This window comes from Streptomyces sp. NPDC031365 (assembly GCF_055569765.1).
In genome coordinates this window covers 328,156-349,160 of sequence record NZ_JBVIIM010000004.1, presented here as the reverse complement: position 1 = coordinate 349,160, position 21,005 = coordinate 328,156, and the positions used below count along the sequence as shown (strand labels likewise).

Annotated in this window: 20 protein-coding genes; 11 read left to right on the top strand and 9 right to left on the bottom strand. The window is 70.0% G+C overall.

Annotated features, from left to right (window positions below):
- Nucleotides 1-217: 217 nt before the first annotated feature.
- Together ACZ5C2_RS09520 and ACZ5C2_RS09515 are read left to right on the top strand one after the other, a co-directional pair.
- Nucleotides 218-583 (top strand): PH domain-containing protein, encoded by a 366-nt coding sequence (locus ACZ5C2_RS09520; protein WP_468788345.1) that lies wholly within the window; start codon nucleotides 218-220, stop codon nucleotides 581-583.
- 65 nt (nucleotides 584-648) lie between these two features.
- A complete protein-coding gene (locus ACZ5C2_RS09515) occupies nucleotides 649-1,587 on the top strand; it encodes a hypothetical protein (RefSeq protein WP_468788343.1) in 939 nt (312 codons plus the stop codon).
- Nucleotides 1,588-1,673: 86 nt separating this feature from the next.
- On the opposite strand, the gene aspS is transcribed toward ACZ5C2_RS09515, so the two are convergent.
- Nucleotides 1,674-3,437 carry an aspartate--tRNA ligase gene (gene aspS / locus ACZ5C2_RS09510; RefSeq protein WP_468788341.1) on the bottom strand — a complete coding sequence of 588 codons (1,764 nt, stop codon included), beginning with the start codon at nucleotides 3,435-3,437 and terminating at the stop codon, nucleotides 1,674-1,676.
- A gap of 144 nt (nucleotides 3,438-3,581) precedes the next feature.
- On the opposite strand from aspS, the gene ACZ5C2_RS09505 reads away from it, so the two are divergent.
- Complete coding sequence (locus ACZ5C2_RS09505) at nucleotides 3,582-5,732, top strand: ATP-binding SpoIIE family protein phosphatase (protein ID WP_468788339.1); 2,151 nt, start codon at nucleotides 3,582-3,584, stop codon at nucleotides 5,730-5,732.
- 26 nt (nucleotides 5,733-5,758) lie between these two features.
- On the opposite strand, the gene ACZ5C2_RS09500 is transcribed toward ACZ5C2_RS09505, so the two are convergent.
- The 3 genes from ACZ5C2_RS09500 to ACZ5C2_RS09490 form a co-directional block, all read right to left on the bottom strand.
- The gene (locus ACZ5C2_RS09500) at nucleotides 5,759-6,394 is read right to left on the bottom strand and encodes a hypothetical protein (protein ID WP_468788337.1); all 636 of its coding nucleotides are present in this window, start codon (nucleotides 6,392-6,394) and stop codon (nucleotides 5,759-5,761) included.
- A gap of 145 nt (nucleotides 6,395-6,539) precedes the next feature.
- A complete protein-coding gene (locus tag ACZ5C2_RS09495) occupies nucleotides 6,540-7,520 on the bottom strand; it encodes a pirin family protein (protein WP_468788335.1) in 981 nt (326 codons plus the stop codon).
- Between the two features lie 163 nt (nucleotides 7,521-7,683).
- Nucleotides 7,684-8,148: an SseB family protein gene (locus tag ACZ5C2_RS09490; protein WP_468788333.1), complete on the bottom strand. Its 465-nt coding sequence runs from the start codon at nucleotides 8,146-8,148 to the stop codon at nucleotides 7,684-7,686.
- A gap of 163 nt (nucleotides 8,149-8,311) precedes the next feature.
- Here ACZ5C2_RS09490 and ACZ5C2_RS09485 point away from each other — a divergent pair, with 163 nt between their 5' ends.
- The 4 genes from ACZ5C2_RS09485 to ACZ5C2_RS09470 all read left to right on the top strand — a co-directional run bounded on the left by ACZ5C2_RS09485 (nucleotide 8,312) and on the right by ACZ5C2_RS09470 (nucleotide 12,625).
- Nucleotides 8,312-10,138 (top strand): acyl-CoA dehydrogenase, encoded by a 1,827-nt coding sequence (locus tag ACZ5C2_RS09485; protein WP_468788331.1) that lies wholly within the window; start codon nucleotides 8,312-8,314, stop codon nucleotides 10,136-10,138.
- Nucleotides 10,139-10,237: 99 nt separating this feature from the next.
- Nucleotides 10,238-11,536 (top strand): M18 family aminopeptidase, encoded by a 1,299-nt coding sequence (locus ACZ5C2_RS09480; protein WP_468788329.1) that lies wholly within the window; start codon nucleotides 10,238-10,240, stop codon nucleotides 11,534-11,536.
- Nucleotides 11,537-11,624: 88 nt separating this feature from the next.
- A complete protein-coding gene (locus tag ACZ5C2_RS09475; protein WP_468788327.1) occupies nucleotides 11,625-11,876 on the top strand; it encodes a DUF6458 family protein in 252 nt (83 codons plus the stop codon).
- A 251-nt stretch (nucleotides 11,877-12,127) separates the two neighbouring features.
- Nucleotides 12,128-12,625, top strand: coding sequence for an LURP-one-related/scramblase family protein (locus ACZ5C2_RS09470; RefSeq protein WP_468788325.1), 498 nt, complete (start codon nucleotides 12,128-12,130; stop codon nucleotides 12,623-12,625).
- Here ACZ5C2_RS09470 and ACZ5C2_RS09465 read toward each other — a convergent pair.
- On the bottom strand, nucleotides 12,622-13,422 hold the full coding sequence (locus tag ACZ5C2_RS09465) for a carbon-nitrogen family hydrolase (RefSeq protein WP_468788323.1): 801 nt from the start codon (nucleotides 13,420-13,422) through the stop codon (nucleotides 12,622-12,624). The two genes, ACZ5C2_RS09470 and ACZ5C2_RS09465, sit on opposite strands and share 4 nt — an antisense overlap.
- A gap of 219 nt (nucleotides 13,423-13,641) precedes the next feature.
- Here ACZ5C2_RS09465 and ACZ5C2_RS09460 point away from each other — a divergent pair, with 219 nt between their 5' ends.
- Complete coding sequence (locus tag ACZ5C2_RS09460; RefSeq protein WP_468788321.1) at nucleotides 13,642-14,466, top strand: maleylpyruvate isomerase family mycothiol-dependent enzyme; 825 nt, start codon at nucleotides 13,642-13,644, stop codon at nucleotides 14,464-14,466.
- A 210-nt stretch (nucleotides 14,467-14,676) separates the two neighbouring features.
- Here the strand turns inward: ACZ5C2_RS09460 and ACZ5C2_RS09455 are convergent, their stop codons facing one another.
- Both ACZ5C2_RS09455 and ACZ5C2_RS09450 read right to left on the bottom strand, forming a co-directional pair.
- Nucleotides 14,677-15,990 carry an MFS transporter gene (locus tag ACZ5C2_RS09455; protein ID WP_468788319.1) on the bottom strand — a complete coding sequence of 438 codons (1,314 nt, stop codon included), beginning with the start codon at nucleotides 15,988-15,990 and terminating at the stop codon, nucleotides 14,677-14,679.
- Nucleotides 15,987-16,643 (bottom strand): GntR family transcriptional regulator, encoded by a 657-nt coding sequence (locus ACZ5C2_RS09450; protein ID WP_468788317.1) that lies wholly within the window; start codon nucleotides 16,641-16,643, stop codon nucleotides 15,987-15,989. Before ACZ5C2_RS09450 ends, ACZ5C2_RS09455 begins: the two co-directional genes overlap by 4 nt.
- 195 nt (nucleotides 16,644-16,838) lie before the next feature.
- On the opposite strand from ACZ5C2_RS09450, the gene ACZ5C2_RS09445 reads away from it, so the two are divergent.
- Nucleotides 16,839-17,801, top strand: coding sequence for a D-alanyl-D-alanine carboxypeptidase family protein (locus ACZ5C2_RS09445; RefSeq protein WP_468788315.1), 963 nt, complete (start codon nucleotides 16,839-16,841; stop codon nucleotides 17,799-17,801).
- 83 nt (nucleotides 17,802-17,884) lie between these two features.
- Here the strand turns inward: ACZ5C2_RS09445 and ACZ5C2_RS09440 are convergent, their stop codons facing one another.
- Nucleotides 17,885-18,598 (bottom strand): HAD-IA family hydrolase, encoded by a 714-nt coding sequence (locus tag ACZ5C2_RS09440; RefSeq protein WP_468788562.1) that lies wholly within the window; start codon nucleotides 18,596-18,598, stop codon nucleotides 17,885-17,887.
- A 45-nt stretch (nucleotides 18,599-18,643) separates the two neighbouring features.
- Here ACZ5C2_RS09440 and ACZ5C2_RS09435 point away from each other — a divergent pair, with 45 nt between their 5' ends.
- Both ACZ5C2_RS09435 and ACZ5C2_RS09430 read left to right on the top strand, forming a co-directional pair.
- Nucleotides 18,644-18,910 (top strand): ATP-binding protein, encoded by a 267-nt coding sequence (locus tag ACZ5C2_RS09435; RefSeq protein ID WP_468788313.1) that lies wholly within the window; start codon nucleotides 18,644-18,646, stop codon nucleotides 18,908-18,910.
- A 64-nt stretch (nucleotides 18,911-18,974) separates the two neighbouring features.
- Nucleotides 18,975-19,322: a hypothetical protein gene (locus ACZ5C2_RS09430; protein ID WP_468788311.1), complete on the top strand. Its 348-nt coding sequence runs from the start codon at nucleotides 18,975-18,977 to the stop codon at nucleotides 19,320-19,322.
- A 275-nt stretch (nucleotides 19,323-19,597) separates the two neighbouring features.
- On the opposite strand, the gene ACZ5C2_RS09425 is transcribed toward ACZ5C2_RS09430, so the two are convergent.
- On the bottom strand, nucleotides 19,598-20,998 hold the full coding sequence (locus ACZ5C2_RS09425; protein ID WP_468788560.1) for a dihydrolipoamide acetyltransferase family protein: 1,401 nt from the start codon (nucleotides 20,996-20,998) through the stop codon (nucleotides 19,598-19,600).
- Between the last annotated feature and the right edge of the window lie 7 nt (nucleotides 20,999-21,005).

The following is a 21,005-nucleotide window of genomic DNA, read 5'->3' as shown; positions in this document are numbered from 1 at the left end:
GCGTACGTCCAGAGGCCCGGAAACGGCTTGTTTCCGGGCCTCTGCGGCTCTCTTCCGCCTCCGTCGGCGCCCGCCCGTCACCCACCACGTAACGCGCGCGCTACAGCAGGGCCCAGGAGACGAACACACCTTCTCCCGGGCCCCTCCCTTTGCGAAGATCACGTGAGGACGGCCGGCGCCCGGCCGCCGTCACCGCTCACGTGGGGGGACCCGTTCCATGGCACTCTTCGGCAACGCGCACACCATCGACCCGGCCCAGGCACAGCAGGACTACGCCCGTCTGCTGGGCCAGGGCGAGCAGGTGCACGCCGCGTTCCTGCTGATCCGCGACACCATCCTGTTCACGGACCGCCGCCTGATCATGGTCGACAAGCAGGGCATCACCGGCAAGAAGACGGAGTACCACTCCATCCCCTACCGCAGCATCACCCACTTCGCGGTGGAGACCGCCGGCACCTTCGACCTCGACGCCGAACTGAAGATCTGGCTCTCGGGCTCCCCGACCCCCATCCAGAAGACCTTCACCAAGGGCGTCGACATCTACGAAGTCCAGGCCATCCTGACCCAGTTCGTGGCCCGCTGACCCGATCGGGTGAACATCCCACATATGCCCTACGCATAGACCATGAGCGCACCAGGCTTGCGCTCATGGTCACAGCAACACACGAGGCCTCCCACCAGCTCTTCCGGAATCACCCGGAGGCCCTCACGCCCGTCTTCGAAGCGCTGGGCCTTCCGCCGCCCGTAAAGACGGACTTCCACGAGCTCTCCGCCGACGTCACCGAAATCCGCCCGATGGAGCGCCGCGCGGACACGGTCCTCATGTTCGAACCCGACATGGGTGAGCACTTCGTCCTGGCCGTCGAGGCTCAGACGAAGAAGGACCCGGACAAGGCGAACAGCTGGGCGTACTACGTCGCATACCTGCGCGCGAAGTACGACCTGCCCGTACTACTGGTCGCGGTCTGCCGCGACCGCTCGACGGCTGCCTGGGCGATGGGCCCGTTCGAGTGCACCGTGGGCCCCTGGACGACCCAGGTCACCCGCCCGTTCGTCCTGGGCCCGCAGACGGTCCCCGAGGTCACCGACGAGACGGTGGTGGTCCAGCAGCCGGCCCTGGCGGCACTCTCGGCCATCGTTCACAGCCAAAGCCGGCGGGCGAACGCCATACTGGAAACGGTCGCCTGCGGACTCGCCTCTTTCGATCCGGACATCACGAAGTACTGGTTCGAGGTGGTGGAGGTCGGCCTTGAGTCCACTCCGACCAGGAAGAACTGGAGGAAACTGATGCAGAACGTCGTCACCCACTTCCCGGGGCATGGAACGCTTTTCGAAGAGAAGTACCTGGAGGGCAAGGCCGAAGGCGAAGCCCGGGGTGAGGCCCGGGGCGAAGCCCGGGGTGAGGCCCGGGGTGAGGCCCGGGGGATCGTGCGCGTGCTGGAGGTACGGGGCCTCCCGCTCTCCGACGACGTCCGTGAGCGCATCACCGCCTGCACCGACCTCGACCGCCTCAACGACTGGCTCGACCGCTCCGGCACGGTCGAGCGCGCCGAAGACCTCTTCACCGAGGACGGCCCGGCGGCCTGAAGGCCCTCGGACGCGGAAGGGGCCCGGAACCGTCTCGGCGGCCGTCTCGGCGGTTCCGGGCCCCTTCGCTGCTGCTGCCGTCGGGACTACTTCGGCTGTGGCTTGCGGACCGTCAGGTGGAGTTCCTTCAGACGGGTCTCGTCCAGCTCCGTCGGCGCGCCCATCATCAGGTCCTGCGCGTTGCCGTTGAGCGGGAAGGCGATCGTCTCGCGGATGTTCGGCTCGTCGGCGAGGAGCATCACGATGCGGTCGACGCCGGGGGCAATGCCTCCGTGCGGCGGGGCGCCGAAGCGGAACGCGCGGAGCATGCCGGCGAACTTCTCCTCGACCGTCTCCCGGTCGTAACCCGCGATCTCGAACGCCTTGAGCATGATCTCCGGCTCGTGGTTCCGGATCGCGCCGGAGGACAGCTCGACACCGTTGCAGACGATGTCGTACTGCCAGCCCAGGATGTCCAGCGGGTCCTGCGTCTCCAGGGCCTCCAGACCGCCCTGCGGCATCGAGAAGGGGTTGTGGGAGAAGTCGATCGCGCCGGTGTCCTCGTCCTTCTCGTACATCGGGAAGTCGACGATCCAGCAGAAGCGGAAGACGTTCTCCTCGAAGTGACCGGCGCGCTTGGCGGCCTCGACCCGCACCGCGCCCATGATCTTGGAGACCTCGTCGAACTCGCCCGCGCCGAAGAACACCGCGTGGCCGGGGGCCAGGGAGAGCCGCTTGGTCAGCTCGGCGACGTTCTCCTCGGTGAGGAACTTCGCGATCGGGCCGCTCAGCGCACCGTCCTCGCCGACCCGCACCCACGCCAGCCCCTTCGCGCCCTGCGAGACCGCGTAGTCGCCGAGCTGGTCGAAGAACTTGCGCGGCCGGCCCGAGACGTCCGGCACCGGCAGCGCACGCACGTGCTTGCCGGCGAACGCCTTGAACTCCGAGCCCTCGAAGATGTCGGTGATGTCAACGAGCTCCAGCTGGGCGCGCAGATCCGGCTTGTCGGAGCCGTACTTCAGCATCGCCTCGCGGAACGGGACACGCGGGAACGGCGACGTCACATGACGGCCGTTGCCGAACTCCTCGAACAGCTCGGTCATCAGCTTCTCGATCGGCTGGAAGACATCCTCCTGCTCGACGAAGCTCATCTCCACGTCGAGCTGGTAGAACTCGCCCGGCGAACGGTCCGCGCGGGCGTCCTCGTCACGGAAGCAGGGCGCGATCTGGAAGTAGCGGTCGAAGCCGGAGATCATCAGCAGCTGCTTGAACTGCTGCGGGGCCTGCGGCAGCGCGTAGAACTTGCCGGGGTTCAGCCGGGAGGGAACCACGAAGTCACGGGCGCCCTCGGGGGAGGTGGCGCTCAGGATCGGCGTCGCCATCTCGTTGAAGCCCAACGCCGTCATCTTCTGGCGGATCGCCGAGATCACCGACGTACGCAGCAGGATGTTGCGGTGCATGCGCTCGCGGCGCAGGTCCAGGAAGCGGTACTCCAGACGCCGCTCCTCGTTGACCCCGTCCTCGGCGTTGATCGTGAAGGGCAGCGGGGCGGCCGCGCCCAGCACCTCCACCGCGCCGACCTCGACCTCGACCTCACCGGTCGGGAGTTCGGCGTTGACGTTCTCCGTACCGCGCGAGACGACCTTGCCGTCGACGCGGACCACGGTCTCCTTGGACAGCTTGTCCAGCGCCTCGTACGCCTCCGTACCCGGTCGCGCCACAAGCTGCGTGATGCCGTAGTGATCGCGCAGATCGATGAAGAGGATGCCGCCCAGGTCGCGCCGATTGTGCAGCCAGCCACTCAGCCGGACGTCGGTGCCGACGTCAGTGGCGCGGAGCTCGCCGCAGGTGTGGGACCTGTACCGATGCATCGTCGTTCATCCAGCCTTCGCGGATCGGGGTCGTTGTTTCACGTGAAACTCCCCCAAGACTACCGGCCGGGCCAAGATCACTTCTCTGCGCCGACGAGTGGGGTGCGGTGGAACTTTCCGACAGCATCTTCATAAAGTGGTGCAATGCGTACTGGTGAGCCCCTGCCTGCCCTGGGGGACATCCTCGCCGCACTCGCCACGGGTGTGTGGCACTGGGACACCGCCGCCGGGCTGGTCACGGTCGACGCCGTGGCAGCACGGCTGCTCGGGCTGCCCGCCCGGGAGGTCACCCTCACGGAGGCCCAGGTCCGGGCGCGCCTGCACCCCGTCGACTGGAACGAGATCACCGGAGTGGTCCAGCTCGCCGTCGCCGAGGGCACCCTCGCGGAGGTGCGGATCCGGATCATGGACGACCAGCAGCGGGTCGTGCGGGTCGTGCGCAGCCGTTCCAAGCCCTCCTTCGACCGCACCCGCAAGGGGTATGTGCTGACCGGCTCCCTCCAGGAGGTCACCGAGCCGGCACCGGGAACCGCCGCCGGGCGCAGCGCGGTCACCGGCGACTGGCGGCGCTCACGGGAGGCGTTCCTGCTGGACGCGGGCCGTGCGCTGGCGGAGGCCCGGTCGACGCAGGAGGTACTGCGGGTCACGGCCAATCTGTCGATGCCGGGGTTCTCGCCGGACGGACTGGCCGTGTTCGGGGTGGAGGGCGACCGGCTCACGATCATCGGCCACCACGGACACGAACCCGGCGCCGACCACCCGTTCTACATGCCGCTGGACACGGACTACCCGGCCGCCGAGGTGGTACGCACGGGCCGCGCGGTCTACATCTCCTCCCCGGAGCAGTACCAGACCCGCTACCCCCTCACCTGGCCGCTTGCCCGGCGCTTCGGACGCCGCTCCTGGGCGTTCCTGCCGCTGACCGCGTCCGGCCGCACCATGGGCGCCTGGCTGGCGGCGTTCGCCTACCCGGTCGCCTTCACCCCGGACGAGCGGTCCGTGCTGACCACGGTGGCTCGGATGCTGGCCCAGGCGCTGTCCCGCGCGGGCACGGTCGAGAGCGAGCGGGCACTGACCGACGGTCTCCAGCGCTCGATGATGCCGAAGCTCGGCCCGGGCATCCCGGGCCTGAGCATCGCCGCCCGCTACATCCCCACCGGTGGCGGACTCCAGGTCGGCGGCGACTGGTACGACGTGATCCCGCTGCCCGGGGGCACCTCACGGACGAAGTCCGGGGCAGGACGGTTCGCCCTGGTCATCGGCGACGTCCAGGGGCATGACGTACGGGCCGCCGGGCTGATGGGCCAGCTGCGGACAGCCCTGCGGGCCTACGCGTCCGAGGGTCATCGGCCCGACGCGGTGCTCTCCCGCGCCTCCCGCTTCCTGCACGGCATCGGCGAGGAGGACCCGGCCGATCTGCGCTTCGCGACCTGTCTGTACGCCGAGGTCGACCCCGTGAGCGGCGTACTGGAGGTGGCCCGCGCCGGGCATCCGGACCCGGTGATCCGCATGGCCGACGCGACGGTGCTGGCCCGGCCGACCGCGGGCGGGCTGCCGCTGGGTATCGACCCGGACGCCGACTACCCCACCACGCGGCTGATCCTGGAGTCCGGCGAGACCATGATGATCTGCACGGACGGGCTGATCGAGACCGGTGGGCACGACCTGGACACCGGCTGGCGGCGCCTGCGCGGCATCCTCGAGGAGCACACGGGAAACCAGGAGGAACTGGCCGACGCCCTGGTCCAGGCGGTGCACGGGCCCTCCTCCCACCACACCACCGGCCCGCTGATCGACCGGCGCGAGGACGACATCGCCGTCCTGCTCCTTTCCCGGCAGGGCGACGGCTGCGGCTGCGGCGCGCAGGACACCGTTCGGCCGCCGGTGCGCCGCACGATGCTGACCGTGGCGCAGGCCGAGCCCGAGCGGGTCGCCGTGGCCCGGCACCAGCTGCGGGAGCTGCTGCACGACTGGTCCTCGACGGACCAGGTGGACTCGGCGGAGCTGCTGCTGTCGGAGATGCTCACCAACGTCCTCGTGCACACCGACGCCGACGCCCTGCTGCTCGCCGAGGTCACCGACGGGGGAGACGGCCGCCGGATCCGCATCGAGGTCACCGACGCCGGCGACGACCTGCCGCATCTGCGCAGACCGGGTGAGCTGGCGTCCTCCGGCCGCGGTCTGGTCCTGGTCGAACTCCTCGCCCACACCTGGGGCGTCGACCCGCGCGGCGAGGGCAAGAGCATCTGGTTCGAGCTGTACGAGAAGGACGGGGTCGGCCCCGACGGGCGGTGACCCGCTGAGCGGCCGGTGCTCTCACCTCACGCGAAGGGATCGCCGTGCCCGGGAAGCCGCCCGCCCGGCGGCACGTAGCGCACCCGCCCGCCCGGGTCCGTCACCGGCGTGAACCCGGCGGCCCGCAGCAGACCGGCGTACTTGGCCTTGAAGCGCCGGTTCACGGCGAACCCGACAGGCAGGAGGGCCATCAGCGCGGCCCAGACGACGCCGGTGAGGACAACGACGGCCGTGGTGCCCGCACCGAGCGCCAAGCCGACGGGCAGGGCCAGGGGGACGGCGCCGATCCCCGTGAGCAGGACCAGCTGCCTCGTGGTGTACATGGTGCTCATGTCGTACGTGAGACGGGCCTTGAGGAGTTCCACCTCGCGGGGGTCGATGTCCGGCAGCTCGTCCCCACTGCTCGCGTGCGGGTACCGCGTCCTGTTCCGCGCGGCCCGCGCGCGGGCCCCCGGGCGGGGATCGGGCACGACCGTGATCACGTAGCCGTTGCCCTGGGGCCCGCCGCCCTGCCGCACATCGGCGTACTCGTATCCGAACTGCTGGGCCATGGCAGCGAGCCGGGCGAGCCTCGTCGTGGACGACAGGGTGCGCGTGACCTCGACGGGCTCCCCGCTCTCCATCCGCCGCAGCATCGTCCGTATGACCCGGCGTTCGCTCATCGCGCCCCGTCCCTCCCGTGCCCCGGCAGCCGTCCGGCCGCGTACGGACATCATCGCGTCCGTCCGCGGCCGGGATCACTGCCTGGTCCGGGCAGTCTCCGGGCACCGTCGTTGCCGACGGGCAGGGCCGCCCGCGGCCGGCAGGTCAGGCCTCCTGCGGGCCCTTCTCCGACATCCCGTGCACGGCGGGAACCGTGCCGAGCCGGCCCTTCTGGAAGTCCTCGAAGGCCTGCATGAGCTCGTCCTTGGTGTTCATCACGAACGGACCGTAGTGGGCCATCGGCTCACGGATCGGCCGGCCGCCGAGCAGGACGACCTCCAGGTCCGGCGTGTTCGAGTCCTGCTTCCCGTCCGCGCGGACGGTCAGCGAGCCGCCGGCGCCGAAGACCGCGGTCTGGCCCAGGTGGACCGGGCGCCGCTCGGCACCGACCGACCCGCGCCCGGCCATGACGTATGCCAGCCCGTTGAAGTCCTCCCGCCAGGGCAGGGTGACCTCGGCACCCGGCGCCAGCGTGGCGTGGACCATCGTGATCGGCGTGTGCGTAATGCCGGGGCCCTCGTGGCCGTCCAGCTCACCGGCGATGACGCGCAGCAGCGCGCCGCCGTCGGGGGAGGTGAGGAGCTGGACGCTGCCGCTGCGGATGTCCTGGTAGCGCGGCGCCATCATCTTGTCCCTGGCGGGGAGGTTCACCCACAGCTGGAGCCCGTGGAAGAGCCCGCCGGACATCACGAGCTGCTCCGGCGGCGCCTCGATATGCAGCAAACCGCTTCCCGCGGTCATCCACTGGGTGTCGCCGTTGGTGATGGTGCCGCCACCCCCGTTGGAGTCCTGGTGGTCGAAGATCCCGTCGACGATGTACGTGACGGTCTCGAAGCCGCGGTGCGGATGCCACGGGGTCCCTTTCGGCTCCCCAGGCTGATACTCCACCTCGCCCATCTGATCCATCATGATGAACGGGTCGAGATGGCGGTAGTTGATCCCGGCGAACGCCCGGCGCACCGGGAAGCCCTCGCCCTCGAAACCGCTGGGCGCGGTCGTGACGGTGAGCACGGGACGTGCCGCGGCATCGGCGGGCGCGGTCACACGGGGCAGCGTCAACGGGTTCTCGACGGTCACTGCAGGCATGTCGGTACCTCCTCGGGTACGCCCACTTTAGTTGAGCGTTGAACTTCCTGCCACCGGGAACGGAGAAAGCCCGGAGGGAATTCCCTCCGGGCTTTCGTGCGGGCACAGGCGGGCCGTCCGCGGAGCAAGGCGTCGCGGGACCCGCGGACGCGCGGACCTCGCCTCAGCCGTACATCCGGCGCATGGCGAACTCGACCATCTGCTCCACGGCCTTCGCGTCGAAGACCATCCGGTGCTCACCCTCCATGTCGACCACGAAGCCGTAGCCGGTCGGCAGCAGGTCGATCACCTCGGCGCCGGTGATCACGAAGTACTTGGACTCCTTGCCCGCGTACCGCCGCAGCTCCTTGAGCGAGGTGAACATCGGGATCACCGGCTGCTGGGTGTTGTGCAGGGCGAGGAATCCGGGGTTGTCACCGCGCGGGCAGTAGACCTTGGAGGTGGCGAAGATCTGCTGGAAGTCCTCGGCCGCCATCTGACCCGTGGTGAACGCGCGCACGGCGTCGGCGAGCGAGGGCGCGGACGGCTCGGGATACAGCGGCGTCTGCTGCCCGTATCCGCCCGGCATCTGCTGCTGCGGCGGGACGTAACCCGCTTGAGTCCCCGCGCTCTGGTCGTAGCCGTACATGCCGCACAGACTAACGACCCGACGGGAGGACCGGGTCACAGATGTCCGGATAGGGCTTGCTTCTTATTACCGACGGGTAGCATCATCGTAGCTACTTGTTGGTATGCGTACTAGGTGCGAGGAGTCAGTGCCTCGCCGATCCCTCTCTTACGGAGCCGTCGCCATGGGGCACTACAAGTCGAATCTCCGCGACATCGAGTTCAACCTCTTCGAGGTACTCGGGCGCGACAAGCTGTACGGCACGGGCCCGTTCGAGGAGATGGACACCGAGACCGCGAAGAGCGTCCTCGACGAGCTCACCCGCCTCGCGGAGAACGAGCTGGCCGAGTCCTTCACCGACGCCGACCGCAACCCGCCGGTCTTCGACCCGGAGACCGGCACGGCACCGGTTCCGCCGTCCTTCAAGAAGAGCTACCAGGCCTTCATGGACTCCGAGTACTGGCGCCTCGGCCTGCCCGAGGGCATCGGCGGCACCACCGCTCCGCCCTCGCTGATCTGGGCGTACGCCGAGCTGATCCTGGGCGCGAACCCGGCCGTGTGGATGTACTCCTCCGGTCCGGCCTTCGCCGGGATCCTGCACGACGAGGGCAATGACGTCCAGAAGAAGATCGCGCAGATCGCCGTCGAGAAGCAGTGGGGCTCCACCATGGTCCTCACCGAGCCGGACGCCGGCTCGGACGTGGGCGTCGGCCGCACCAAGGCCGTGCAGCAGGAGGACGGCTCGTGGCACATCGAGGGCGTGAAGCGCTTCATCACCTCCGGTGAGCACGACATGTCGGAGAACATCCTCCACTACGTGCTGGCCCGCCCCGAGGGTGCCGGCCCCGGCACCAAGGGCCTGTCCCTCTTCCTCGTCCCGAAGTACCTCTTCGACTTCGAGAGCGGCGAGCTGGGCGAGCGCAACGGCGTGTACGCCACGAACGTCGAGCACAAGATGGGCCTGAAGGCCTCCAACACCTGCGAGATGACCTTCGGCGACCAGCACCCCGCCAAGGGCTGGCTGATCGGCGACCGCCACGACGGCATCCGCCAGATGTTCCGCATCATCGAGTTCGCCCGGATGATGGTCGGCACGAAGGCGATCTCCACGCTGTCGACGGGCTACCTGAACGCGCTGGAGTACGCCAAGGAGCGCGTCCAGGGTCCCGACCTGGCGAACTTCATGGACAAGGCCGCCCCGAAGGTCACCATCACCCACCACCCGGACGTGCGCCGCTCCCTGATGACGCAGAAGGCGTACGCGGAGGGCATGCGCGCCCTCGTCCTCTACACCGCGTCCGTCCAGGACACCATCGCGGTGAAGGAGGCGGCGGGCGAGGACGTCTCCGCCGAGCACGCCCTCAACGACCTGCTCCTCCCCATCGTCAAGGGCTACGGCTCCGAGAAGGGCTACGAGCAGCTCGCCCAGTCGCTGCAGACCTTCGGCGGCTCCGGCTTCCTGCAGGAGTACCCGATCGAGCAGTACATCCGGGACTCCAAGATCGACACCCTGTACGAGGGCACGACCGCCATCCAGGGCCAGGACTTCTTCTTCCGGAAGATCGTCCGCAACCAGGGTGCGGCCCTGAACTCGCTCGCCGAGGACATCAAGAAGTTCCTGGCGCTCGGTGAGGGCGGCGAGGAGCTGGCGGGCGCCCGCGAGCACCTGGCCAAGGCCGCCGTCGAGCTGGAGGCCGTCGTCGGCCTGATGCTCACCGACCTCGCGGCCACCGAGCAGGACGTCAAGAACATCTACAAGGTGGGCCTGAACACCACCCGCCTGCTGATGGCCTCCGGCGACGTCGTCGTCGGCTACCTGCTCCTCAAGGGTGCCGCGGTCGCCGCCGACAAGCTGGCGACGGCGACCGCCAAGGACAAGGCCTTCTACACCGGCAAGATCGCCGCGGCGAAGTTCTTCGCGGCCACCGTCCTTCCGGGCGTCACCCTGGCCCGCAAGATCGCCGAGGGTGTCGAGCTGGACCTGATGGAGCTGGACGAGGCGGCGTTCTAGGACGACTCCGTACAGACCTGACGGACGAGCCGTACCGGCGCAGGCGAGGGCCCGCTCCCGCACAGGGGGGCGGGCCCTCGCTCTCGTTAAGGTGAACCCATGAGCGAACCCCCCCGCTTCGATCGCGGCCACACCGACGACCTCATGTCCTTCCTGGCGGCGAGCCCCACGCCGTACCACGCCGTGGCGAACGTCGCCGAGCGGCTGGAGAAGGCGGGCTTCCGGCAGGTCGCGGAGACGGACGTCTGGGACGCGACGACCGGCGGCAAGTACGTGCTGCGCGGCGGTGCGATCATCGCCTGGTACGTCCCCGAGGGCGCCGCCGCGCACACCCCCTTCCGGATCGTCGGCGCCCACACCGACTCCCCCACGCTGCGCGTGAAGCCCCGGCCCGACAGCGGGGCGCACGGCTGGCGCCAGGTGGCCGTCGAGATCTACGGCGGTCCGCTGCTCAACTCCTGGCTCGACCGGGACCTGGGCCTGGCCGGCCGGCTGTCCCTGCGCGACGGTTCCACCCGTCTGGTGAACGTCGACCGTCCGCTGCTGCGAGTCCCCCAGCTCGCCATCCACCTGGACCGTTCGGTGAACACCGACGGCCTCAAGCTCGACAAGCAGCGGCACATGCAGCCGGTCTGGGGCATGGGCGAGGGCGTCCGCGACGGCGACCTCATCGCCTTCCTGGAGGAGACCGCCGGTCTCTCCACCGGCGAGGCCACGGGCTGGGACCTGATGGTCCACCCCGTCGAGCCGCCCGCCTACCTGGGGCGCGACCGTGAGCTGGTGGCCGGCCCACGCATGGACAACCTGCTCTCCGTACACGCCGGTACGGCCGCGCTGGCCGCCGCGGCGGGCCGGGGCCCGGACCTCTCCGGCATCCCGGTGCTCGCCGCGTTCGACCACGAGGAGAACGGCTCCCAGTCCGACACCGGCGCGGACGGCCCGCTGCTCGGCGGCGTCCTGGAACGCTCGGTGTTCGCGCGCGGCGGCTCGTACGAGGACCGGGCACGCGCCTTCGCCGGCACCGTCTGTCTGTCCTCCGACACCGGCCACGCCGTCCACCCCAACTACGCGGAGCGGCACGACCCGACGCACCACCCGCGCGTCGACGGCGGCCCCATCCTCAAGGTCAACGTCAACAACCGCTACGCCACGGACGGTTCGGGCCGGGCGGTGTTCGCGGCGGCCTGCGAGAAGGCGGACGTCCCCTTCCAGTCCTTCGTCTCCAACAACGCGATGCCGTGCGGCACCACCATCGGCCCGATCACCGCGGCCCGGCACGGCATCCGGACCGTCGACATCGGCGTGGCCATCCTGTCGATGCACAGCGCACGCGAACTGTGCGGCGCCGACGACCCGTTCCTGCTGGCGAACGCGCTCGTGGCGTTCCTGGGGGACTAGTCAACTGCTCCCCGTGCCACGGCGCATGGGAACCGCCCGCCCGGGTACCCGGTGCGCACCGGAGACACCGGACAGGGAGGCGACACTCATGGGCCTCGGCGGATGCATCATCCTCATCGCCGCAGGAGCAATCCTCACGTTCGCGACCGACTGGGACATGCAGGGTGTCAACCTTGACCTGGTCGGCGTCATCTTCATGATCGTCGGCCTGATCGGCGTCGCGACCTTCAGCAGCATCGCCCGGCGCCGGCGGGTCGTCGTACCACCCGCCACCCCGGTCGTCGACGACACCACCCGGCCGCACACCCGCGACGGCTACAGCGACGGGTACGGCGTCTGACCCCGGGGGTCGACACGTTTGTGGGCGCGGGAGAATCGTCTCTCCCGCGCCCTTCCGGTGCTGGAGGCCCTCAGCGCGTGGCCGTCTCGGAGCAGCGGGAGAGCGCTCCCCACGGCAGGGGGAGCGCAGCGCGCGTAAGCCTCGCCCCGCGAGGGCGGCCGGCCGTGGACGCGGACCGGTCCGGGTGACGGGGCTCGGCCCGTCGGGCTAGACGCCAGGTTTCGGGAACGGGGGCGGGGAAGTCCTGGGGCATGAGATTTCTCGTACGGGACCGGATTCTGGGGATCGGGGACGACTACTGGATCGAGGACGACCGGGGCAACAGGGTCTTCCTCGTCGACGGCAAGGCCATGCGGCTGCGGGACACCTTCGAGCTGAAGGACACCGAGGGGCGGGTGCTGATCGACATCCGGCAGAAGATGTTCGCGCTGCGGGACACGATGGTGATCGAACGGGACGGCGAGCCGCTCGCCACCGTCCGGCGCAAACGGATGTCCCTGCTGCGCAACCATTACCGGGTGGTCCTGGCGGACGGCAGCACCGAGCTGGACGTCAGCGGCCGGATCCTCGACCGGGAGTTCGCCGTCGAGTACGACGGTGAACTGCTCGCCGTGATCTCACGGCGGTGGCTGACCATCCGGGACACCTACGGCATCGACGTCGTCCGCGACGACGCGGACCCGGCGCTGCTGATCGCGGTGGCGGTGTGCGTGATTCAGCTCGGGGAGAAGGAACGGGAGGGGGACTAGGGCCGGGGGCCGGGGCGGTCCAGGCCCAGGACGCGGTCCTTCAGGGCCGGGAAGCGTTCGCGGGTGCCCGCCACCGTCGCGGGGTCGAAGTCGACCGTGAGGACCTCCTCCCCGGGGCCCGCCTCGGCCAGGACCTCGCCCCAGGGATCCACCACGATCGAGTGACCCGCCTGCGGAACTCCGGCGTGCGTCCCGGCCGTTCCACACGCGAGGACGAACGCCTGGTTCTCCACGGCCCGCGCCTGTGCCAGCAGCGTCCAGTGGGACCGGCGGCGTTCCGGCCAGCCCGCCGGGACGACGAAGGTCTCGGCGCCGGCGTCGACGAGCCCGCGGAAGAGTTCGGGGAAACGGAGGTCGTAGCAGGTGGCCACACCGAGCACGGTCTGTGGAAGACGGACCGTCACCAGGGCGTCGCCCGCTGCCATCAGCACGGCCTCGCCCTTGTCGAAGCCGAAGCGGTGGATCTTGCGGTAGGCGGCGGCCAGATCGCCGGAGGGGGAGAAGAGGAGAGAGGTGTTGTAGAGGGGGCCGTCCGGGTCCCTCTCCGGGACGGAGCCCGCGTGCAGCCACACGCCCGCGTCGCTCGCGGCCTTGGCCATTGCCTCGAAGGTCGGACCCTCGAGCGGTTCCGCCTCGCCGGCGAACCCGTCGTACGCGAACGCACCCGTGGTCCACAGCTCCGGGAGCACAACGAGATCGGCACCGGCCTGATCCCGTACCATCCCGGCGACCCGGCGCCGACGTGATTCGACCGATTCGTCCTCGTTCACGGCGACTTGGAGCAAGGAAGCGCGCACACTACCACCGTCCTGGCATTCGACCCGCGCACACGGGCCTACGATCGTCACACGAAAGCACTGCAGGGGTGCCACTCAGCAGCGTAACTTGGGGGTCCCCCCTGTTCGAGCGAAGCCGAGAACCGGGGGAGACCCGAGACACCCACGCAGTGCAGCCACCGCCCACTGGCACCGCCGCCACAACCTGCCCGTGTACCGACCGCCGAGGGGTCCCGTTCCGTGAGTCTGCATCCCACCCTCCAGCCCTACGCCGACGCCTGGACCCACTCGATCGAGGCGATATCCGAGCTGGTGCAGCCGCTCCCGGAGGCCGACTGGAACCGGCGGACGCCGTGCCCGGGCTGGTCGGTCCGTGACGTGGTCTCGCACGTCATCGGCCTGGACTCCGAGATGTACGGCGACCCGCGCCCCATCCACACGCTGCCGCGCGACCTGTTCCACGTCACCAACGACCACCAGCGGTACATGGAGATGCAGGTCGACGTCCGTCGTCACCACACGGCGCCGGAGATGACCTCCGAGCTGGAGCTCATGATCATCCGCCGCAACCGGCAGCTGCGCAACGAGAACCGCGAGCCGGGCACCAAGGTGCGCGGCCCGCTCGGCACGGAGCTGACCCTGGAGGAGGCCATGCGCCGGCACGCCTTCGACGTGTGGGCGCACGAGCAGGACCTGCGCACGGCCCTCGGCCGCCCCGGCAACCTCGACTCCCCCGGCGCGCACGTCGCCCGGGACGTGCTGCTCGCCGAGCTGCCGCGCGTGGTCGCCGAGCGGGCGCAGGCACCGCGCAGCTCGGCCGTCGTCATCGACGTCCACGGTCCGGTGGAGTTCCTGCGCACGATCCGCGTCGACATCCAGGGCCGCGGCACCCTGGAAACGGCCCCTGCCCTCGGCCCGGCCGCCACCCTCACCCTCGACTGGGAGACCTACGTCCGTCTGGCGTGCGGCCGCGTGACACCGGAGGCGGTGGCGGACCGGGTGAAGACGGAGGGCGACCTGGACCTGGCGGGGGCGATCCTCCGGTACTTCACGGTCACGGCGTAGAGGCGGACCGTCCCGGCGGGGCTGCCCGCCGCCGCTGCGCCGTGCCTCGCCCAGAGCCCGAAGGGGCCTGGGCGAGGCACCCCGGGGGCGATGGGGTATCCCCGCTCGAGCGAAGCCGGGAGTGGGGCAGGGGGCCGGTGGGGGAGGCACCCGGCAGCGTCGGCCACGCGTCCCACTCCCCGCCCGGCCCCCCACCACCACACCGGGCACCTACACAGGCACGTGCACCGAAGTCACCCGGCTCGCGACCAACCGCTCCCGCTCGGCCCGCGCCGCCCGCCTCCGCAACCGCAGAATCTGCGAGACCCCCAGCGCCTGGAGCACGAACACCGACGAGAAGGCGACGGCGTAGTCGCCCCCGGTCGCGTCCAGCAGCACCCCGATCGCGAACAGGGTGGTCATGGAGGCCACGAAGCCCCCCATGTTCGTGATCCCGGACGCCGTCCCCTGCCGCTCCGGCGGATTCGCCGGCCGCGCGAAGTCGAACCCGAGCATCGAAGCCGGCCCGCAGGCCCCCAGCACCGTGCACAGCACGACCAGCAGCCACATCGGTGCCGTATCCGCCGGGTAGGCCAGTGTCGCGGCCCACAGCGACGCCGTCGCGGCGACCGTTCCCAGTGCCAGCGGCAGCCGCGCCCCGTGGTGCCGGGCGACGACCTGTCCGTAGACCAGCCCGACGGCCATGTTGGACAGCACCACCAGCGTCAGCAGCTCACCGGCGACCGCCCGCGACAGCCCCTGCGCCTCGACCAGGAACGGCATCCCCCACAGCAGCAGGAACACCATCGCGGGGAACTGGGTGGTGAAGTGCACCCACAGTCCCAGCCGGGTCCCCGGCTCCCGCCAGGACGCGGCGATCTGACGGCGTACATAGGCGGCGCCCCGGTGCGGGACGGGCCCCGGTTCGTGCCCCTCGGGGTCGTCCTTGAGGAAGAGGAGCAGCAGCACGAACACCACGGCCCCGGCGACCGCGCTGCCGGCGAACGCCGCCGTCCAGCCGATGCCGTGCAGCAGCCGGGAGAGCACCAGCGTGGAGACGAGGTTGCCCGCCATGCCGGCCAGCCCGGCCATCTGCGCGACCAGCGGCCCGCGCCGGGCCGGAAACCACCGGGTGCCCAGCCGGAGCACGCTGATGAACGTCATCGCGTCACCGCAGCCGAGCAGCGCCCGTGAGGCGAGCGCCATGCCGTAGGAGGGGGAGAACGCGAAGCCGAGCTGCCCGGCCGTGAACAGCACGACTCCGATGCTCAGTACCTTCTTGGTGCCGAGCCGGTCCACCAGCAGCCCGACGGGTATCTGCATGCCCGCGTAGACCAGCAGTTGGAGGATGGAGAACGTGGAGAGGGCGGAGGCGTTGACCCCGAAGCGGTCGGCGGCGTCGAGGCCGGCCACCCCCAGGGACGTACGGAAGATGACGGCGACGAAGTAGACGGAGACGCCGATCCCCCACACGGCGAGGGCGCGCCGCCCGCCTGGGGGTGCCCCCTCTGGGGGAGGATCACCGGGCCGGGTGACGCCGCTCATCGCACCTCTCCCCTGGCCAGGTGGGAGAACCAGCCGACGTGCCGCTGGACGACCCCGACGGCCGCCTCCGCGTCACCCGAGCGCAGCGCCTGCAGGATCTCCCCGTGCTCGGCGAGGGTCTTGGCGATGCGATCGGGGTGGGAGTGCATCACGGCGACGCCCATGCGCAGCTGGCGGTCGCGGAGCTGGTCGTAGAGGCGGGAGAGGATCTCGTTGCCGCCGCTGCGGACGATCTCGGCGTGGAAGCACCGGTCGGTGACGGAGGCGGCGGCGAAATCACCGGCGGCGGCCTGTTCCCTCTGCCGGGCGAGCAGCTGCTCGAGGCGCTCGATGAGACCGGGGGGCGCGGGGACGGCCTTCCTCGCGGCGTGCTCCTCGACGAGCAGCCGGGTCTCCACGACATCGTGGATCTCCTGGGCGGAGACCGGCAGGACGAGAGCGCCCTTCTTCGGGTAGAGCTTGATCAGCCCTTCGGCCTCCAGCCGCAGCAGCGCTTCGCGCACGGGGGTGCGCGAGACCCCCACGGCCTCGGCCAGCTCGCCTTCCGTGAGCAGCGTGCCGCCCTCGTAACGGCGGTCCAGGACGCCTTGTTTGACGTGACCGTAGACGCGCTCGGCGGCGGGCGGTTGCTTCACGGGAGCCAGGCTGGTCATGCGGACAGGATAGATACAACACGTACGCATGGAATCGTACGTCCACGATGCGGACCGACGCCCTCGGAAAGTCACCCCGCCTCCCGCACAACCATCCGCTCCGCGCAGCAGTCAGACATATGCGGCCCCTCCTGTGTGGCCGCACCTCAACTTGGCCGCCTCACTCGGCCATTCAAGGTATTCGGGGTATCTGACTTGAAGATCGGCATTCAGGGCATCCGCCTCCGCAGAGCCGTCGGCGTCGCCGTGACCACCGGCGCCATGCTCTCGACCGGAGCCCTCTACGCAGCACCCGCGCAGGCCGCTCCCGCGCAGCCCGCCCCCGTGCGGGCCGCCGCCGCTCAGGCAGCCGCCTACTACGCAGCCGCCGCCGCGCCCACGATCGTCGCCAAGGGCGGCTTCGTGATGAACAACGCGAACGGCAAGACGCTGTACGGGAAGACGGACAACACCCGCCGTTCGACCGGCTCGACGACGAAGATCATGACCGCGAAGGTCGTGCTCGCGCAGAAGAACCTGAACCTGGACGCCAAGGTCACGATCCAGATGGCGTACAGCGACTACATCGTGAAGAACAACGCCTCGTCGGCACGGCTGATCGTCGGCGACAAGGTCACCGTGCGCCAGCTGCTGTACGGACTGATGCTGCCGTCCGGCTGCGACGCGGCATACGCGCTGGCCGACAAGTTCGGTAGCGGCACGACGCGGTCGGCGCGGGTGAAGTCGTTCATCGGCAAGATGAACGCGGAGGCGAAGAAACTGGGCCTGAAGAACACCCACTTCGACTCGTTCGACGGCATCGGCAAGGGCAAGAACTACTCCACGCCGCGCGACCTGACGAAGATCGCCAGCAGCGCGATGAAGAACTCGACGTTCCGCTCGATCGTGAAGACGAAGAAGTACACGGCCAAGACGAAGACGAAGTCGGGCGGCACCCGCACGATGGCGCCGTGGACCAACACGAACACGCTGCTCAGCAACTACAGCGGCACGATCGGCGTGAAGACCGGCTCGGGCCCGGAGGCCAAGTACTGCCTGGTCTTCGCCGCGACCCGCAACGGCAAGACGGTCATCGGCACGGTCCTCGCCTCCTCCTCCGCCGCCCAGCGCGAGAAGGACGCCAAGAAGCTCCTGGGCTACGGCTTCGGCAAGATCTGACGCACGGACACGACGGGGCCCGCCTGCACGGGTGGGCCCCTTTTCCCTGTGGATGACTGCAACCCCGAGACCCCAACCGGAGGTTACGGTCTCATCGTTTCCGCAGGCAGAAAGTGGTGCCGAGAGTGGGCGGGCTCCTTCCAGGCATGGGCTGCGGCATCGGCCTCGGCGCCGACCACGGAGCACAGCCCCTTCCGGAGATCGGCGGGCTCGCGGTAGTGCACACCGGTCATCCCGACTGTGACGGCGGCCTCGACGTTCTCCAGCCGGTCGTCCACGAACAAGCACCGGCCGGCGGTGGTTCCCACCCGTTGGACTGCGATCTCGTAGATCTCCCGGTCGGGCTTGGCCACCCCCACCCGCGCGCTGCTGACGATGTGATCCGCGAGATCCGCCGGCCCCATCGCCTCCGGGTCGCGCTCCAGCTCCAGGGTCGCATCGGTCACCAGGACCAGGGGGGCATGCCTTTTCACCTGACGCAGCAGGCTCACCACCGCGCCATCGGCCCGGAACGGGGCATCGGCGAGTGCCCTGCCCAGCCGACGAGCGTACGCCTGCGGCACTTGGCCGGAGAGTGCCGACGCGATGGAGTGCACCCACTCCTCTTTGGTGATCTTGCCGAGCAGGAGCGGCAGATCCACGTCAGGCGCGTAGGCCACGTCCTTGGTGGTGCCCTCGGCCAGTCCCGCGGCGCGTTCCAGCTCGGCCAGTGGGGCCGTGTCGTAGAAGCGGATCACGTTGTCGAGGTCGCACAGCACCACGTCAAAGGGTCTACCGGGGATGTCGGAAGCGGTCACCGGCCGCACGCCGCAGAGCGTTCGACGACGGCGTCCACGAGCGGGTTGTGCACCAACGCCCTGCTGCACGGCTGTCTGCGGGACCGGCTGTTCCGGGTGGAGACCTCCCTCACCGGCGGCGCCCTGCGCATCGCCGTCACGGACCCGAAGGGGGAGCGACCTCCGCAGCGCAGGACCTCGGACCTCGACGCCCAGTTCGGGCGCGGCCTCCTCATCGTGGAAATGTTGGCGGACAAGTGGTCGGTGGAGCGGCTTCGCGTGGGCAAGACGGTGTGGGCCGAACTGACCGTGACGGGGAGGGCCGATGCGTAGTCCGCTCAGGCGTCGGCCGACGCACCGCGGCAGTACTGTGACTTCACGGCGAAGGGAGGCTCGGATGGCAGGCGAGTGGCAGGACGCGGTGGCCGAGGCGCAAGACACCACCGGGTTCGCCGGCAACGTCGTACCCCGCACCGTGGAGGGGATCGGTACGGCTCTCCGCATCGACCGGCGCACCGAGTTCTACGCGGAGCTGAGCGCCCTGGGTGATCCCGGTGGCTTCGACGCCTTCCTGAACCACTGGTGGACGCAGGCGCTCGCCGACTCCGCGCCGAATGGGGACTCACGCGAGCAGGCCGTCGACTTCGCCGACGTGACCGTCTCCTTGTACGCACGGCTCGTGGAAGGGCCCACGGCGACCCAGGACGAGATCAACGCCTTCGTCGCGGGAGCCGAGGTCTCGTGAGCTACACGATCACCTGGGAGCGGACTGCCTCCGAAGGGCTCAAACGGCTCCGCGCCCGAGACGGCGATGCGGTGAAGCCACTGGTGAAAGCGATCAATGCCCTCGCCGCCGAGCCGGAGCCGTCCTCCAGCGGCAAACTCGGCGGCACCAGCCTCCGACGCTTACGGGTGGTACGTGCTCCATCCGGGCCGAGCGGACCGGAACGGCAGGAGGGGCGTCGCAGTCCGAAGCTGCGGCGCCCCTCCTGTCTCATGAACCCATCCGGTTCGTGGGCCTCACGCCCAGGTGATCAGGCGCTTCGGGTTCTCCAGGATCGCCGCCACGTCGGCCAGGACCTTGGAGCCCAGTTCGCCGTCGACCAGGCGGTGGTCGAAGGAGAGGGCCAGGGTGGTGACCTGGCGGGGCTTGACCTTGCCCTTGTGGACCCACGGCTGGAGCTTGATCGCGCCGACCGCGAGGATCGCGGACTCGCCCTGGTTGAGAATCGGCGTGCCCGTGTCGACGCCGAAGACGCCGACGTTGGTGATCGTCACCGTGCCCGCCTGCATCGCGGCGGGGGAGGTCTTGCCCTCCCGGGCCGTCGCGACCAGTTCGCCCAGGGACTCGGCCAGTTGCGGCAGCGTCTTGGCGTGGGCGTCCTTGATGTTCGGGACGATCAGACCGCGCGGGGTGGCCGCCGCGATGCCCAGGTTGACGTAGTGCTTGACCACGATCTCCTGGGCCGCCTCGTCCCACGACGCGTTGACGTCGGGGTTGCGCTTGATCGCGACCAGCAGGGCCTTGGCGATCAGCAGGAGGGGGTTCACGCGCAGGCCCGTGAACTCCTTGTCCTGCTTGAGCTCCTCGACCAGCTTCATCGTGCGCGTCACGTCCACCGTCACGAACTCGGTGACGTGCGGCGCCGTGAAGGCGGAGCCGACCATCGCCGCCGCCGTGATCTTGCGCACCCCCTTGATCGGGACGCGGGTCTCCCGCGCGGTGTCGTACGACACCGGTGCGGCCTGGGCGGCAGCGGCGGGTGCGGACACGGCCGCCGGGGCGGCCGGCTCCTGTGCCGAGGTCGCCACCGCCGCGTGGACGTCCTCGCGGGTGATGATGCCGTCCGGGCCGGTCGGCGTGACCGTGGCCAGGTCGACGCCCAGGTCCTTCGCCAGCTTGCGCACCGGCGGCTTCGCCAGCGGGCGTTCCCTGGGAACGGCGGGAGCGGGGGCGGCGGGGGCACTGTGGCCGTTCAGTTCCGCCTGGACGGCCACCGCCGCCTGCTCGGCGGCGGCGTCCGGAACCGGCGTCTTGCGGGGGCGGCGGCGCGTCGAGGACGTCGACACGCCGTAGCCGACCAGGACGGGCTGGCGGGCGGCCGGCTTCTCGTCGGGCTCCTCGGCGGGTGCGGGGGCGGGTGCCTCCTCCGCCGCGGGGGCCGCGCCGCCCGCGACCTCCACCGCGATGATCGACGTACCGACGTCGACCGTGGTGCCCTCGGGGAAGTGCAGTTCGCGGACCACACCGTCGTAGGGGATGGGCAGTTCGACGGCCGCCTTCGCCGTCTCGACCTCGCAGACCACCTGGCCGTCGGTGACCGTGTCACCCGGCTGGACGTACCACTTGAGGATCTCGGCCTCGGTGAGGCCCTCGCCCACGTCCGGCATCTTGAATTCGCGTACGGACGCGCTCGTCATCGTCGTC